This is a genomic window from Pinisolibacter sp. DMC100 (assembly GCF_056313705.1).
Genome location: NZ_JBQUZT010000003.1, coordinates 76,011 through 90,555, shown reverse-complemented (window position 1 = coordinate 90,555; position 14,545 = coordinate 76,011). Strand labels below are relative to the sequence as shown.

14 protein-coding genes and 1 tRNA gene are annotated in these 14,545 nt (G+C 69.8%); 11 read left to right on the top strand and 4 right to left on the bottom strand.

Annotated features, from left to right (window positions below; genetic code table 11):
• Window positions 1–181 precede the first annotated feature (181 nt).
• Both ACT541_RS13520 and ACT541_RS13515 read left to right on the top strand, forming a co-directional pair.
• The gene (locus ACT541_RS13520) at window positions 182–1,303 is read left to right on the top strand and encodes an acyltransferase family protein (protein WP_476137608.1); all 1,122 of its coding nucleotides are present in this window, start codon (window positions 182–184) and stop codon (window positions 1,301–1,303) included.
• Window positions 1,304–1,611: 308 nt separating this feature from the next.
• Window positions 1,612–1,776: a hypothetical protein gene (locus ACT541_RS13515; RefSeq protein WP_476137607.1), complete on the top strand. Its 165-nt coding sequence runs from the start codon at window positions 1,612–1,614 to the stop codon at window positions 1,774–1,776.
• Between the two features lie 77 nt (window positions 1,777–1,853).
• Here ACT541_RS13515 and ACT541_RS13510 read toward each other — a convergent pair.
• The 3 genes from ACT541_RS13510 to mnmA all read right to left on the bottom strand — a co-directional run bounded on the left by ACT541_RS13510 (window position 1,854) and on the right by mnmA (window position 3,981).
• Window positions 1,854–1,930: transfer RNA gene (locus ACT541_RS13510), tRNA-Met, on the bottom strand.
• Window positions 1,931–2,074: 144 nt separating this feature from the next.
• The gene (locus ACT541_RS13505) at window positions 2,075–2,785 is read right to left on the bottom strand and encodes a class I SAM-dependent methyltransferase (RefSeq protein WP_476137606.1); all 711 of its coding nucleotides are present in this window, start codon (window positions 2,783–2,785) and stop codon (window positions 2,075–2,077) included.
• 11 nt (window positions 2,786–2,796) lie between these two features.
• Entirely contained in the window at window positions 2,797–3,981 is a 1,185-nt protein-coding gene (gene mnmA, locus ACT541_RS13500; RefSeq protein ID WP_476137605.1) for a tRNA 2-thiouridine(34) synthase MnmA, read from the bottom strand.
• Window positions 3,982–4,306: 325 nt separating this feature from the next.
• Between mnmA and ACT541_RS13495 the strand changes: the two genes are divergently transcribed.
• From ACT541_RS13495 to ACT541_RS13455, 9 genes are all read left to right on the top strand, one after another.
• Window positions 4,307–6,232, top strand: coding sequence for a flagellar hook-length control protein FliK (locus ACT541_RS13495; RefSeq protein ID WP_476137604.1), 1,926 nt, complete (start codon window positions 4,307–4,309; stop codon window positions 6,230–6,232).
• A gap of 38 nt (window positions 6,233–6,270) precedes the next feature.
• The gene (locus tag ACT541_RS13490; protein WP_476137603.1) at window positions 6,271–6,942 is read left to right on the top strand and encodes a flagellar hook assembly protein FlgD; all 672 of its coding nucleotides are present in this window, start codon (window positions 6,271–6,273) and stop codon (window positions 6,940–6,942) included.
• Between the two features lie 219 nt (window positions 6,943–7,161).
• A complete protein-coding gene (sciP, locus tag ACT541_RS13485) occupies window positions 7,162–7,437 on the top strand; it encodes a CtrA inhibitor SciP (RefSeq protein ID WP_476137602.1) in 276 nt (91 codons plus the stop codon).
• Between the two features lie 394 nt (window positions 7,438–7,831).
• Window positions 7,832–9,526, top strand: coding sequence for a flagellar basal-body MS-ring/collar protein FliF (gene fliF, locus ACT541_RS13480; RefSeq protein ID WP_476137601.1), 1,695 nt, complete (start codon window positions 7,832–7,834; stop codon window positions 9,524–9,526).
• Window positions 9,527–9,535: 9 nt separating this feature from the next.
• Entirely contained in the window at window positions 9,536–10,597 is a 1,062-nt protein-coding gene (fliG, locus tag ACT541_RS13475; protein WP_476137600.1) for a flagellar motor switch protein FliG, read from the top strand.
• Between the two features lie 16 nt (window positions 10,598–10,613).
• Window positions 10,614–11,324 carry a FliH/SctL family protein gene (locus tag ACT541_RS13470; protein WP_476137599.1) on the top strand — a complete coding sequence of 237 codons (711 nt, stop codon included), beginning with the start codon at window positions 10,614–10,616 and terminating at the stop codon, window positions 11,322–11,324.
• Window positions 11,325–11,380: 56 nt separating this feature from the next.
• Window positions 11,381–11,683: a flagellar motor switch protein FliN gene (fliN, locus tag ACT541_RS13465; protein ID WP_476137988.1), complete on the top strand. Its 303-nt coding sequence runs from the start codon at window positions 11,381–11,383 to the stop codon at window positions 11,681–11,683.
• A 10-nt stretch (window positions 11,684–11,693) separates the two neighbouring features.
• Window positions 11,694–13,082 carry a sigma-54-dependent transcriptional regulator FlbD gene (flbD, locus tag ACT541_RS13460; protein WP_476137598.1) on the top strand — a complete coding sequence of 463 codons (1,389 nt, stop codon included), beginning with the start codon at window positions 11,694–11,696 and terminating at the stop codon, window positions 13,080–13,082.
• A gap of 285 nt (window positions 13,083–13,367) precedes the next feature.
• Entirely contained in the window at window positions 13,368–13,916 is a 549-nt protein-coding gene (locus tag ACT541_RS13455; protein ID WP_476137597.1) for a LysE family transporter, read from the top strand.
• A 19-nt stretch (window positions 13,917–13,935) separates the two neighbouring features.
• Here ACT541_RS13455 and ACT541_RS13450 read toward each other — a convergent pair whose 3' ends face one another.
• Complete coding sequence (locus ACT541_RS13450; RefSeq protein ID WP_476137596.1) at window positions 13,936–14,454, bottom strand: GDSL-type esterase/lipase family protein; 519 nt, start codon at window positions 14,452–14,454, stop codon at window positions 13,936–13,938.
• Window positions 14,455–14,545: the final 91 nt, after the last annotated feature.

Genomic DNA, 14,545 nt, shown 5'->3' with positions numbered 1-14,545 from the left:
GCACGACACCGACCGCCTCGCGCGCAGAGCCCACATCGGCACGACCGAGGGTCGGTAAGGTTAAGAAAGGGTTTCCGCCGGCCTGCGTTGAAGACCATGAACCACGAGCATAGCTTGCGACGATCCACAACCGTGCGGAGAGGGTTCCCGCCTCTCGCCCGACCCGATCGGCAGGTTCGCCATGCAGACCTCGAGCGACACGTCGCGCCTCGGCTCGATCCAGATCCTGAGAGGCGTCGCGGCGCTTCTCGTGGTGATCGCCCACGTGATCGAACATCCGCTGACGCAGATCCCCAACGCCGCCTTCGTCACCGGGCGGTTCGGCGTCGACATCTTCTTCGTCATCAGCGGCTTCGTCATCATGTACATCACGCCGGACGGCCCCTTCGCACCCGTCGGTTTCGCCGCGCGCCGCATCCTGCGCATCGTGCCGCTCTACTGGGTGTGCACCGTCGCGGTCTTCGCCCTGGCGATCGTCGCGCCCTCGGCCTTCAAGCAGACCCCCGCCGACTGGAACTACTTCCTCCACTCGCTCGCCTTCGTGCCGATGCCGCGGCCGGGCGGCGTGAACGACTGGCGGCCGCTGCTCAAGCTCGGCTGGTCGCTGCAGTACGAGATGTTCTTCTATCTGTTGATCGGCCTGCTCTTCTGGTGCCGCAGCCGGCTGCAGCGGGCGGTGATCGTGACGGCCCTGCTCGCGCCGCTCGTCGCCCTCTCGCTCGTGGTCGAGCCGCGCGCCGACCTCTTCGCCCACTACGCGAACGTCAACCTCGTTGGGTTTCTCGTCGGCGTCTGGCTCGCCGTCGCCCATCGCTCCGGCCTCTTCGACCGCATCCGCGACGGCGATCTCTCGCCCGCCTTGGCGGTGGCGACCCTCGCCGTGGCGGCGATGACCGTCCTCTACGGCGACACCATGCCGGAGATCATGATGATCTGGGATCAGGTGCCGATGACCATCGCCGCCGCCGCGATCGTCGCCACCGGCCTCTACGTCGAGGCCTGGAGCCGCGGCCGCAACCGCATGCTCGAACGGATCGGCGACTGGTCCTACTCGCTCTACCTGACCCACATGTTCGTCGTCGGCGCCGCGTGGTCCGTCGCCGGCAAGCTGCACCTCGCCTCGCCGCTGGCGCTCGCGGCGATCGGGATCGGTGCCGTGGCGGCCTCGCTCGCGGTCGCGGCAGTGACGTGGCGGCTGATCGAGGTCCCCGCCAACGCCCTCGGACGCCGCTTCGCCCTCGCCGGCCCGCCCCGCCTCCTCGACCGCCTGCGCCCGACCGAGCACCCGACCGCCGCGCACTGAGCCGCTTCGCCACCCCGCGGAAGAACGCCGCGGGGTGGCGCCCGATCGGAACACCCGAGGTCCACGACGCGCGGCCCCCCCGTCGACGCCCTGCCCCTCTCGAGCCCCGTCCTCCCGGGACTCGGCACCCCGCCTCAGGCACCCCGTCTTCGCCGCCCCCGGCGTCCGACGCGAACGATTCGCATCGAATTCTTGACACCGCCGCGCGTCGGGTTTTGAATATGCAAATCAGTCGCATTAAAGAGGCCGCGATCGACATCGCGGGCTGGGGCGAGCCCGAGCATCCGGCGACGGCAGGGAGAACGAGAATGAAGGCCGATCGAACCACGCCGCGCGGCCTGCGCCGCGCTCTCCGCCTCGTCGCCGCCGGCCTGGTGCTGGCGGTCGCGGTCACCGTCGGCTCGAAGGGCGGCCGCGCCGCCGACGCCGAGATGAGCCCCGCCGCGGTGCAGGTGATCGCCGCGCAGGCGTGACGCCGCGCCCCGATCCGTCCGAGGCCATCGCCGGAAACGAAAAATGCGACGGAATCCGTCGCATCGAAGAGGGAAATTGGTGGCGGGGGGCGGGATCGAACCGCCGACCTGAGGGTTATGAATCCTCCGCTCTAACCATCTGAGCTACCCAGCCAGCCGGGGGTCTATCTAGTTTCGGCGGAGCCCCCTGTCAAGCGATCTCGACCGGTCGCGCACGATCGCCCACCCATGGGGAAAACCTCCGGCACGGCGGCGCGGGAGGGCGCCGCCGTGGCCGATTTCGGCCGGATGAGCCGGATCACGCCCGGCGGCGCAGCACCGCCACGGTGAAGATGCCGAAGAGGCCGAGGCGCTTCTTTTCCACCAGTTCGAAGCCGCGACGGCCGAGAATGCGCTCGATCGGGAAGTCGGGGCGCCAGCCGAGCTTCTTGGTGAAGGGGGTCAGACGATGCTCGATCGCCTGCCGCCAGCCGCTCTCGGAGGCGAAGTGCGACACGAAGATCGCCTCGCCGCCCGGCTTCAGCACGCGCTCGATCTCCGCCATCACCGCATCCGGGTGCGGCACGACGGTGATCGTGTACATCACCGCCACGGTGTCGAAGGAGGCGTCGTCGAAGGCGAGCCGCGTCGCGTCCATCTCGTGCAGCGCCGCGACGGTGGCGATCTTCTTCTCCTCGACGCGACGGCGCGCCACCGCCAGCATGTCGGGCGACAGGTCGATGCCGGTCACCTCGAGATGCGGCTTGTAGTGCGGCAGGGCGAGACCGGTACCGACGCCGACCTCGAGCAGCCTGCCCTGACGTTCGTTGATGATCTTGACCGCCAGCCGCCGGCCGGCGTCGAAGACGCGGCCGAACACCCAGTCGTAGATCGGCGCCCAGCGCGAATAGGCCGCGAGCACCGCCCGCTCGTCGAGCCGCGCCCCTTCGGTCGCCGCCACCCCGGCCAGAACGTCCGACGAGCGCAGCTCGCCCGCGTTGCCACCTTCGAACGCCTGCTTGTCGAACATCTCTCGCTCCCTCAGCGTGCGGCCAGCCTCGGACGGACCGCGTCGTCCCCAGGGGCTTCCGCGGATGCCGCCACGCCGGCGATCGTGCCGCCGCCGAGCACCCGTGCCCCACCGTCCGGCGCGTCGTAGAAGACCGCCGCCTGGCCGGGGGCGACCCCGTGTTCTCCTTCGAGGAGTTCCACCACCACCCGGTCGTCGACCGCCTCGAGCAGCGCCGACTGAGGCGCGCGGGTCGAGCGCACCCGCACCCAGATCTCCGCCGTCTCCGCCGCCGATTCCGAGATCGGTCGATCGCCGAGCCAATTGACGTCACGAAGATGAAGTCTGCGTGTCATCAGGGCCTCGCGCGGGCCGACGATCACCCGGCGGGTGTCGGCGTCGAGCCGCACCACGTAGAGCGGTTCGCCGACCGAGACGCCGATGCCGCGACGCTGGCCGACGGTGAAGCGGATGATGCCGTCGTGATGGCCGAGCACGCGGCCGTCGACATGGACGATCGCACCCGGTTCGACCGCGTTCGGCTTCAGCCGCTCGATGACGTCGGCATAGCGGCCCGACGGCACGAAGCAGATGTCCTGGCTGTCCTGCTTCTCGGCGACCGGCAGGCCGAGGTCGCGGGCGATGTCGCGCGTCTCGCTCTTCGGCAGGTTGCCGAGCGGGAAGCGCAGGAAGTCGAGCTGGTCCTGCGTCGTGGCGAAGAGGAAGTAGCTCTGGTCGCGGTCGAGATCGGTCGGGCGGAACATGCCGCGATGGCCCGAGGCGAGCGGCCGCGTCGAGACGTAGTGGCCGGTCGCCAGCGCCTTGGCGCCGAGCTCGCGGGCGGTGTCGAGCAGGTCGTGGAACTTGACCGTCTGGTTGCACGAGACGCAGGGCACCGGCGTCTCGCCCGCCAGATAGCTCTCGGCGAAGCGATCGATCACCGCCTCGCGGAAGCGGTCCTCGTAGTCGAGCACGTAGTGGGGAATGCCGATCGTCTCGGCCACCCGCCGCGCGTCGAGAATGTCCTGTCCGGCGCAGCACGAGCCGGGGCGATGCGTCGCCTCGCCGTGGTCGTAGAGCTGCAGCGTCACGCCGACGACGTCGTAGCCCTCGCGTTTCAACAGCGCCGCGACCACCGAGGAATCGACCCCGCCGGACATCGCGACGACGACGCGCGTGTCTTCGGGGCGACCGGGAAGGTCGAGGGAATTGATCATCGGGGTCACCTGTGGGTCATGCCGGCGCGACGACGCGTCCGGACGCCATCCGCGAGGGCGGAACTATAACGGAGCCGGCCCTCCGGGGAAACCCGCAAGACCCGCGCCGGGCAGCCCTTGCCCGACCGGCAGACTTTGCCCGGCCGACGGCACGCGCCGCGACATCGCGTCGCCGCGCCCACACCGCCCGCCGGGCGGAAAACGTCTGCGATTCCAATCTCCTTCCGTGACGACAGAAGGACCGGCCGGCCGGATGCGGCGTCTGGCCCCGGCCTTGCAATGACGTCCGGGAGATCCTTGCGTTCCCCGTCCCGGGAGGAAGACTTTGCCCACCGTCGAAGCCAACAGTTCCGTCGCTTCCGCCATGCGCACCATCGCCACCGGCGCAAACATCGCCGCCCCCGGTGCCGGCGGAGCCTTCGCCGAACTGATGGCCGTGGTCACCGCCGCGATCGGCGGCAACGTCGCCGCGAACGCCGAGACCACCGTCACCACCGCGAACGCGGCGGCGGGGACCGCGGCGACGACCGTCGCCGCGAACACCAACGGCATGGTCGACCCGACGAAGATCGTGAGCACCGACGGCAAGACCGACCAGACCACCGACAAGACGGTCGACACCGCCGCGGCCGACACCGCCGCGGCCGATGCCGCCGCCGCCAAGGCGGCCGAGCTCGCCGGCGCCCAGGTCCTCACCGCCACGACGACGCCGATCGCGCTCTCCGACGCCGACGGCCTGCCCTCGCCCGCGGCGCTCGGCGCCCGGCGCGACACCGCCTCGGCCACCACCGCGCCCAAGGCCGGGATCGACGCCACGCATGCCCCGACCGACCGGACCTCGGCCGCCCCGGTCGCGAACGCCGCCACCGCCGTCACGACCGACGCCGACGCCCTCGCGGCGCTGGCGGCCGCTTCGACGACCGACGCCGACGCGACCACCACCGACGCGACCGCGACCCCGATCGGATCGCAGACCGCGACCGCAGCGAACTCCGCCGCGGCGCCGAAGGCCGCCGAGTCGACGAAGGCCGCCGCGCCGAAGTCCGCCGACACGACCGTCGCGACCCCGACCACCGCCAAGACCGCACCGGTCGAGACCTCGGTCCCGTCGACCGCGGCCGATCGCGCTCGCGCCCTCTTCGCCGACACCCGCGCCGCCGTCCGCGGCGAGGCCGTCACCGCCGCCGACGCCACGACGACGGTCGCGGCCGCCGCCGGTGCCGCACGCTCCGACGTCGCCCTCGCCGCGGCGCGCGCCGCCGCCGTGCCGAACACCGGAACCGAGGCCACCGCCACGAAGACCGACGGGACCGGTGCGACCAAGGACACCGGCGGCACGTCGAGCACCGCCGCCGCCGGCACGGTGACCGAGACCGCGGCCAAGAGCACCGACCAGACCATCGTCCCCACCCTCCCCGCCGAGCGCACCACCGCGACCCCCGTCGACCAGAAGGGCAAACCGGTCTTCGCCGCCCCCGATGCCGGCCCGTCCACCACCGCCGCACCGACGCAGAACGATCGCCCGGCCACGCCGCGCGTCGCCGAGACCGGGCATGGCACCGAGCCGACCGGCACCCAGACCACGGTCACCGCGCGAGCCGCCGAACCGACGGCACCCGAGCCGCGCGCCGAGGTCCGCACGCCCGACGTCGCCGACGCGAAGGCCAAGTCCGACACCGACGGCAAGGGCACGACCGATCCGCTCGAGGCCGCCAAGACGACCGATCAGACGACCGCCACGCCCACGACCCGCACCGCCGACGTCGCCACCACCACCAATGGCGCCACGCCGCAGCGGACCGCCGCCACCGACGTGTCGCCGGCGGTCGCCGCCTCGGCCATGGCCGGCCTCGCCGACGTCGTCGCCCGTCGCACCCATCAGGGTTCGAGCAAGTTCACGGTTCGCCTCGATCCCGCCGAGCTCGGCACCGTCGACGTCAAGGTCGAGGTCCGCGCCAACGGCGAGGTGAAGGCCCATCTCGTGGTCGAGCGCTCGGAAACGCTCGACATGATGCTGCGCGATCAGAAGCAACTCGAGCGCTCGCTCGCCCAGGCCGGCCTCGACGTCGGCAATTCGGGCCTGCAGTTCTCGATGCGCGATCAGCGCGGCAACGGGTCGCAGACGGGCGCGGAGACGCCGGTCGCCGCCGTCGCCGCTCCTTCGGAAGAGGAAGTTCCCCACGCCACTCAGGACGCGGTCATCGCCGCCTACCGCCCCACCCGGGCCGGCGGCCTCGACCTGCGCGTCTGAGCGGCCAGTACCCTGCGTAACGCCTCGGAGATCTCGCGATGTCCATCCTCGGCCTGACCACCCCGACCCTGACCAGCACGACGTCGACCACGGCGAGCGACAGCAAGAGCCTCTCGACGAACTACGAGATGTTCATGACGCTGCTGGTCACGCAGATGCAGAACCAGGATCCGCTGAGCCCGACCGACGCGTCGAAGTTCACCGACCAGCTGGTTCAGTATTCCTCGGTCGAACAGCAGATCAAGATGAATGCCCACCTCGCCAACCTCGAGGCGCTTTCGACCACCCAGAACGCTTCCAACCTCGTCGCCTACATCGGCAAGACGGTGCAGGCCGAGGGCAAGAATTCGACCTACGACGGCACCAACGCCGCGACGTGGAACTTCGACTCGTCCGCCAAGTCCACGGCGGCGACGATCAAGGTCACCAACGCCAGTGGCGAACTGGTCTATTCGACGACGAAGTCGCTGACCTCGGGCTCGAACACCTTCACCTGGGACGGCACCACCAGTTCCGGCGGCAAGGCGACGGCGGGCGACTACACCATTGCGGTCTCGGGCACGGACTCCTCGGGCAACGCGCTCACCATCAAGACCGCCGTCGACGGCGTCGTCACGGCGGTCGACTTCTCCGGTACCACGCCGATGCTGACCGTCGACGGCCAGACCATCTCCGCCTACAAGGTGACGAACGTCTCCGGCGGCTCGTGATCGGCGACGTTTCGTCGCGCCGACCACCCAAGAATTGCCGAATCACCCGATCCGACGCTCGAAAGAGCGCCGGATTTCGGCGCGTTTCCGCCGAATTTCGACGCCTGCGGGCCACCCTCGCGAAAAATCTCGAAGGGGCTGCCGGTGTTTAGCCATATTTTAAGTCCCGGCCCCGTAGTCTCGCTCTCGATGTGATCGCATCGAATGTGTGAGAGTACGATGACCGATCAAATGAGACCGCGTGTGAAATACGTCATCGGCCCGGACGGAAGCCCGTTGACCATCGCCGACCTGCCGCCGCAGGGAACGAGACGATGGGTCATTCGTCGCAAAGCCGAAGTGGTGGCCGCCGTTCGAGGGGGACTACTTTCCCTGGAAGAGGCGTGCAGCCGCTATACCCTGACCGTCGAAGAGTTCCTGTCCTGGCAGCAGTCGATCGACCGTCATGGTCTGGCCGGTCTGCGGACCACGCGCATTCAGCAATACAGGCAATGATCCTCCCGGATCCGCACGAGATCGAGGGCCGCCCCCAGGGGCGGCCCTTTTTTTTGCCCCTGCGACGACACCACTGTCGCGCCCTTGCGTAAGGTCTCGACAAATCATTGACGAGACTGGGCAAATTTGACCTGGCAACGGATCGGATGCGACCGGTTTTCTTGGTCTTTCGTTCACCTCGACGTCCCGGAGCGGGACGGCGTTAACCACCCGTTTACCATCCACTGGGAAATTCTTGCCCAGTGGCCGAACGGATTCTCCGACCCCACCGGACCGTCGACAGCCACGCGCCGCCCACCCCCTGCGGCGCAGGTACCGGAAATCGCGCGGCCGGCCCCCGCCCCCCGGGGACCGGTCGCCCCCTTCAACGAAACGAAGACTGAAAGGTCGAGACGTGAACGGCGCCCTCGAGTTCCTCAAGAACCTCGGTCCCGCTCGCCTCGCCGCGATGGGCGTCGTCACGGCGCTGCTGATCGGCTTCTTCGCCTTCGTCATCACCCGAGCCACCGCGCCGGTGATGACGCCCCTCTATTCCGACCTCTCCGACCGCGACAGCTCGGCCATCGTCAAGGATCTCGAGGCCCAGGGCATCACCTACGAGCTGCGCCACGACGGCTCCCAGATCCTCGTCCCCAAGGACAAGGTGCTGCGCCTCCGGATGAAGCTCGCCGAGAAGGGCGTGCCGGCCGGCGGCAACGTCGGTTGGGAGATCTTCGACAAGACCGACAGCCTCGGCACCACCTCCTACGTCCAGAACATCAACCACCTGCGCGCCCTCGAGGGCGAACTGTCGCGCACCATCCGCTCGATCGACCGCGTCCAGGCCGCCCGCGTCCACCTCGTCATCCCCGAGCGCCAGATCTTCCAGCGCGAGAAGAAGGAGCCGACCGCCTCGATCGCGCTGAAGCTCAAGGGCCAGATCGACCCGGCCCAGGTCCGCGCCATCCAGCATCTCGTCGCCGCCGCGGTCGAGGGCATGAAGCCGTCGCGCGTGTCGATCGTCGACGAGACCGGCCGCCTGCTCGCCTCCGGCGAAGGCGACAGCCCCGACGGCCTCGTCGCCGCCTCGCTGCAGGAGCGCACCTCCGCCTACGAGGCGCGGATCGAGAACCAGATCGAGTCGATCGTCGCCTCGATCGTCGGCCAGGGCCGGGTCCGCGTCCACGTCGCCGCCGAACTCGACTTCAACCGCGTCACCCAGACCTCCGACACCTTCGATCCCAACGGCCAGGTGGTGCGCTCGACCCAGACCAAGGAAGAGAGCTCGCAGAACGCCTCGACCGAGAAGGGCGTGACCGTGTCGAACCAGGTGCCCGCCGGCACCCAGGATCAGGCGGGCACCGGTTCCAAGGAGGCCTCCAACACCTCCGAGGAGACCGTCAACTACGAGATCTCCAAGACCACCCGCACCGAGATCCTCGAGGCCGGCCGCATGAAGCGCGTCTCGGTCGCCCTGCTGGTCGACGGCGTCTACGCCACCACCGCCGCCGGCGAGGTCACCTACCAGCCGCGCTCCAAGGAAGACCTCGACCGCATCGCCGCTCTGGTGCGCTCCGCCGTCGGCTTCGACCAGAAGCGCGGCGACGTGGTGGAAGTGGTCAACCTGCGCTTCGCCGAGGCCCCCGCCGCCCAGCCGCTCGAGAGCCAGAAGACCGGCATCGCCGCCCTGTTCGACTTCGGCCGCGACGACATCGTCCGCTTCGCCGAACTCGGCGCGCTGGTGCTGATGACCCTCCTCGTCCTGCTCTTCGCCGTCCGTCCGCTCATCACCCGCGTGCTGGCGCCCGAAGGCGGCGCGATCGCCGCCCTCGGCGGCCCGGCCGGTGCCGAAGGAGCGGAAGGGGCCGCCGCGGAATTGGGTGGGGGTATCGTCCAGATCGGCGCCGACGGCCTGCCGATCGCCCTTCCCGCCGGCGAGGCGGGTGCCTCCGGCGTCGCCGTCGTCCCCAACGACTCGCGCCTCGACGAGGCCAAGGCCCTCGGTGCCATGCAGGCGGGTTCGATCCGCAAGATCGGCGAGATGATCACCGAGACCCCCAACGAGGCCGCCGCGATCATCCGCGGCTGGCTCAACGAAGCCGCAGCCTGAGGTCGCTCCATGTCGGTTCCCGCGAAGTCCCATGGCGGCGGCGCCTCGCTGAAGGTCTCCAAGACGGAGGCCTATCGCGAGCTCGCCGGTGCCGAACGCGCCGCCGTGCTGCTGCTCGCGCTCGGCGAGGAGCACGGTCGCAAGATCTGGGAACAGCTCGACGAACTCGAGGTGCGTCAGGTCTCGCTCGCCATGTCGAAGCTCGGCCCGGTCAATCCGGAGATGCTCGAGAACCTGTTCATCGACTTCGTCACCCGGCTCTCGGCCCGCGGCTCGCTCAACGGCAACCACGACACCACCGAGCGCATCCTCGCCTCCGTCCTGCCCGCCGAGCGCGTCAACGCGATCATGGAGGAGATCCGCGGTCCGGCCGGTCGCAACATGTGGGAGAAGCTGTCGAACGTTCAGGAGAACGTCCTCGCCAACTATCTCAAGAACGAATACCCGCAGACGGTCGCCCTGGTTCTCTCCAAGATCCGCGCCGACCACGCCGGCCGCGTCCTGGCGATCCTGCCGGAGGAATTCGCCCTCGAGGTCGTCAACCGCATGCTGCGGATGGAGAGCGTCCAGAAGGAGATCCTGGAGAAGGTCGAGCAGACGCTCCGGATCGAGTTCATGTCGAACCTCTCGACCACCTCGCGCCGCGACGCCCACGAGCTGATGGCCGACATCTTCAACTCCTTCGATCGCCAGACCGAGGCCCGCTTCCTCACCGCCCTCGAGGAGGAGAACCGCGAGAGCGCCGAGAAGATCAAGTCGCTGATGTTCACCTTCGAGGACCTCGGCAAGCTCGACGCCGGCGGCATCCAGACGCTGCTCAGGAACGTCGACAAGGACAAGCTCGCCATCGCCCTCAAGGGCGCCTCCGAGCCGTTGCGCGACTTCTTCTTCCAGAACATGTCGAGCCGCGCCGCCAACATGCTCAAGGAAGACATGGAAGCCCTCGGCCCGGTGCGTCTGCGCGACGTCGACGACGCGCAGGCCGTCATGGTCAACGTCACCAAGGACCTCGCCGCCAAGGGCGAGATCGTCGTCTCCAAGTCGAAGGGAGAAGACGAGCTGATCTACTGATCGGCTCGCACGCACCATGGCAGCACCCGCGCGTTTCCTCTTCGATACCGATTTCTCGAGGCCCGACCCCGCCGAGGCGGTCGCGCCGGTCGAGCCGCCGCGTCCGACCATCGATCTCGAACAGCACCTCGCCGAACTGGTGCAGGTGGAGGAACGTGCCCGTGCCGAAGGCTTCGCGGAGGGCCGCGAGGAGGGCTTCGCCGCCGGCCGTCTCGACGCCGAGGCGCGTGCCGCCGAACGCCTCGCCGATGCCGCGTCGCAACTGGTCGGCACCGCCCGCACCCTGCTCGCCGCGCTCGACGCCGACCGTGCCGCGATCGAGGAGGGCGCCGTCCGCCTCGCCGTCGCCGCCGCCGAGAAGCTCGCCGGCCGCCTGATCGAACGCGAGCCGATCGCCGAGATCCGTACCCTGCTCGCCGAATGCCTCGGGCCCCTGCGCAAGGCGCCGCATCTCGTCGTCCGCCTCGACGCCCGCGACGCCAAGGCGCTGGAGGCCGAGGTCGGCAAGATCGCGCGGGAGACCGGCTTCGAGGGCCGCGTCGTCATCCTCGGCGAAGACGGCATGGCCCGCGGCGACTGCCGCATCGAATGGGCCGACGGTGGTATCTTGAGAGATCGCGACTCGCTCGCCGCCGAGATCGGCGCGACGATCGATCGCTGGATCGCGACCCGCAAGCCGACCGACGCCGAGGACGCGGCGGACGACCCGTGGAGGAACGCCCGATGAGCGACATCGACGACCCCGACACCGACGACAAGACGCGTCCCGGTCTGAACCTCGACATGATGGATGCCGAAGGCCGCAAGAGCACGCTCGACGACGGCGTCGCCCAGCCGCGCACTGCCGGCGATCTGGAGGCGGTGTTCGACGTCCCCGTGAAGGTCGCCGCGGTGCTCGGTCAGGCGCGCATGCAGGTCGCCGACCTGCTGAAGCTCAACCAGGGCACCGTCCTCGAGCTCGACCGCAAGGTCGGCGAGGCGATCGACATCTACGTCAACGATCGGCTGGTGGCGCGCGGCGAGGTCGTCCTGGTCGACGATCGGCTGGGCGTGACCATGACCGAAATCATCAAGTCGGACAAATGAGGAGAACGGCATGAGGCTCCTCATCGTCGGAACGCTCGGCGGCCAGCTCGCGGTCGCCTCGCGCATCGCCATGGACCGCGGCGCCACCGTCGGCCACGCCGACACGATCGACGTCGCCCTGAAGACGCTGCGCGCCGGCAAGGGCGCCGATCTGCTGATGATCGACGTCGGTCTCGACGTCGGCGATCTGGTCAAGAAGCTCGAGATCGAGCTGATCCACGTGCCCGTGGTCGCCTGCGGCGTCGCCAACGACGCGCGCGCCGCGGTCGGCGCCATCCGCGCCGGCGCCAAGGAATACATCCCCCTGCCGCCCGACCCCGACCTGATCGCCGCCGTCCTGGCCGCGGTGGCGGAAGAAGGCGGCGACCTCGTGGTGCGCGACGAGCTGATGGCCCGCGTCGTCAAGCTCGCCGATCAGGTGGCCGCCTCCGACGCCTCGATCCTGATCACCGGCGAGAGCGGCACCGGCAAGGAAGTCCTCGCCCGCCACGTCCACAGGAAGTCCAACCGCGCCTCGAAGCCCTTCATCGCGGTGAACTGCGCCGCGATCCCCGAGGCACTGCTCGAGAGCGAACTCTTCGGCCACGAGAAGGGCGCCTTCACCGGTGCCGTCGCCCGCCGCATCGGCAAGTTCGAGGAGGCCGACGGCGGCACGCTGCTGCTCGACGAGATCTCCGAGATGGACCTGCGCCTGCAGGCGAAGCTCCTGCGCGCCATCCAGGAACGCATCATCGACCGCGTCGGCGGCAATCGCCCCGTGCCCGTCGACATCCGCATCCTCGCGACCTCCAACCGCAACATGGCGGAGGAGGCCCGCGCCGGCCGGTTCCGCGAGGATCTGCTCTATCGCCTCAACGTCGTGAACCTGAAGATCCCGCCGCTCCGGGATCGTCCCGCCGACGTCCAGGCGCTCGCCGACCACTTCCTCGACCGCTACGCCAAGGCCAACGGCATGAAGCCGCGGCCGCTCGACCCCGAGGCGCGGCGCGAGCTCACCCGCTTCCGCTGGCCGGGCAACGTGCGCGAGCTCGAGAACTGCATGCATCGCGCCGTGCTGCTCGCCTCCGGCGACACCATCGGGCTCGACGCCGTGCGCACCCCCGACGGCATCCGCCTCGACGAGGCCCACGGCGAAGGCGCCGCCCCCGCCCCGGCGCGCGATCCCGCCACCCGCGCCGCCGAGACCGCCGAGGCCGTCACCCGCGCGCTGGTCGGCCGCACCGTCGCCGACGTCGAGCGCGAGCTGATCCTGGAGACGCTGGGCTCGACGCTCGGCAACCGGACCCATGCCGCCAACATCCTCGGCATCTCGATCCGCACGCTCCGCAACAAGCTCAAGGAATACGGCGACGACGGTTTCGACATTCCGCCCCCCGGCGGCGGCGTCGAAGCCGCCTGACCGTCGATCGACCTCTTGCGACGCCTCCGCCCTTCGGGACGGGGGCGTTTTTCTTGGGGCCGTCTTGCCGAACGAGGGAACCGATCGCGGCGAACCGAGTTGAAGAGGGGCGTATGCCGCGCACCGACGGTCGGTCGACGACCGGTTCGCTACGTGATCCCGCAAGGTTCGAGGTGTCGAAATAGGCAGGGACGATCGTTTACCCTCCGTTAACCATAGTGCCGGCAATATTTGCCGGGTGGCGTTAACCGACGTCGACTGCCGCATGTGAAGGAACCATCATCGGTGACCGAGAGCTTCCAGATCCTCGCAACGCTGTTCGCGCTCCGCATCGCCCTGGCGATGACCCCGGACGCGCACGTGCGTGGAGACGGAGCAGAAGACGCGCGTGGGCACTTCGCCGCCGCCGTCGGCGTGCTCTGCGGCGAGATCCTGACGGCGATCCCTGCCCTCGTGCTCGCCGATCTGGCGACGTCGCTGCCCGAAGAATTCTCCGCGGCCGCGCGCATCGCCGCCGGCCTCTGGCTCGCGGTCGCCTGCATCCGCGCCCTGCGCCGCGCCTGGCGTCAGCCGGCCGCGCACGCCGCAGCCGCCCCCGTCGCGCCGTTCGGTTCCGTCTTCGCCCGCGCATCGCTGCGCCGGATCGCCGATCCCAGCGCCTTCCTGCGCACGCTCGCCCTCTTCGTGGTGACCGGCGCAGGCGCCATCGGCACGCTGGCGCCGATCGCCGCTGTCGCCGTCGGCGGGCTGGTCTGGAGCCTGGTGGTGATCGCCGCCGCCCTGCCCGCGCCACGCCCGCGTCTCGACCACCACTTCGCCGGCGGTCGCCACTGAAACGGCAGAAAGCAGCGCCTCAGCGCAGCGCCGCGGCGACGTCGCCGGTGAGCGTGCCGGCGAGACCGTCGTAGCCTTCCGGTGTCAGATGCTGGCCGTCGGGCTGGTGCGGCCAACCGCGCAGCGCCGAATTCGGCACCATGATCACCCGGATGCCGCGCCGCGACGCCTCCGACCGGATCGCCTCGACGTTCGCCTCGCTCTGCGACGAAGACGCGCCCTTGCGGGCGTCGTTGCCGCCGGGCTGGAGGACCAGCACGCGGGTGTCGCGATCGAGGGCGCTGCCGAGACGCGCCAGCATGCCGGTCGTCGTGTCGCCGTTGATGCCGGCGTTCTTGACCCGCACCGCGACGCCCGCCGCCGCCAGCCGCGCCTGCAGCCGCGCCGGGAAGTCCTGCCCCCGCGCCACGCCCTTGCCATAGGTGTTGGAGGCGCCGAGCGCCACCACCTGCGCCGCCTCCGTGCCCGCCGTCGTCGCCAGCACGACCGCCGCCGCCAGCGCCGCGCGTCGCAGAATCGCCGTTCCCCGTCCCGTCATGGTGTCCCCCCGGCGCGCCGCGGCTTCGTCGCCGCACCCGGCGCGACCGCGATCTTAACCACCCGTTAACCATACCCCCGGCAAGAATTGC

What these genes read in the sequence shown, in the direction of transcription:
- mnmA (WP_476137605.1), bottom strand. Translation starts at nt 3,981, where the DNA reads ATGATCAATTCCCTCGACCTTCCCGGTCGCCCCGAAGACACGCGCGTC.
- ACT541_RS13520 (WP_476137608.1), top strand. Translation starts at nt 182, where the DNA reads ATGCAGACCTCGAGCGACACGTCGCGCCTCGGCTCGATCCAGATCCTG.
- ACT541_RS13505 (WP_476137606.1), bottom strand. Translation starts at nt 2,785, where the DNA reads ATGTTCGACAAGCAGGCGTTCGAAGGTGGCAACGCGGGCGAGCTGCGC.
- flbD (WP_476137598.1), top strand. Translation starts at nt 11,694, where the DNA reads ATGAGGCTCCTCATCGTCGGAACGCTCGGCGGCCAGCTCGCGGTCGCC.
- ACT541_RS13490 (WP_476137603.1), top strand. Translation starts at nt 6,271, where the DNA reads ATGTCCATCCTCGGCCTGACCACCCCGACCCTGACCAGCACGACGTCG.
- fliG (WP_476137600.1), top strand. Translation starts at nt 9,536, where the DNA reads ATGTCGGTTCCCGCGAAGTCCCATGGCGGCGGCGCCTCGCTGAAGGTC.
- sciP (WP_476137602.1), top strand. Translation starts at nt 7,162, where the DNA reads ATGACCGATCAAATGAGACCGCGTGTGAAATACGTCATCGGCCCGGAC.
- ACT541_RS13515 (WP_476137607.1), top strand. Translation starts at nt 1,612, where the DNA reads ATGAAGGCCGATCGAACCACGCCGCGCGGCCTGCGCCGCGCTCTCCGC.
- ACT541_RS13450 (WP_476137596.1), bottom strand. Translation starts at nt 14,454, where the DNA reads ATGACGGGACGGGGAACGGCGATTCTGCGACGCGCGGCGCTGGCGGCG.
- ACT541_RS13470 (WP_476137599.1), top strand. Translation starts at nt 10,614, where the DNA reads ATGGCAGCACCCGCGCGTTTCCTCTTCGATACCGATTTCTCGAGGCCC.
- fliN (WP_476137988.1), top strand. Translation starts at nt 11,381, where the DNA reads ATGATGGATGCCGAAGGCCGCAAGAGCACGCTCGACGACGGCGTCGCC.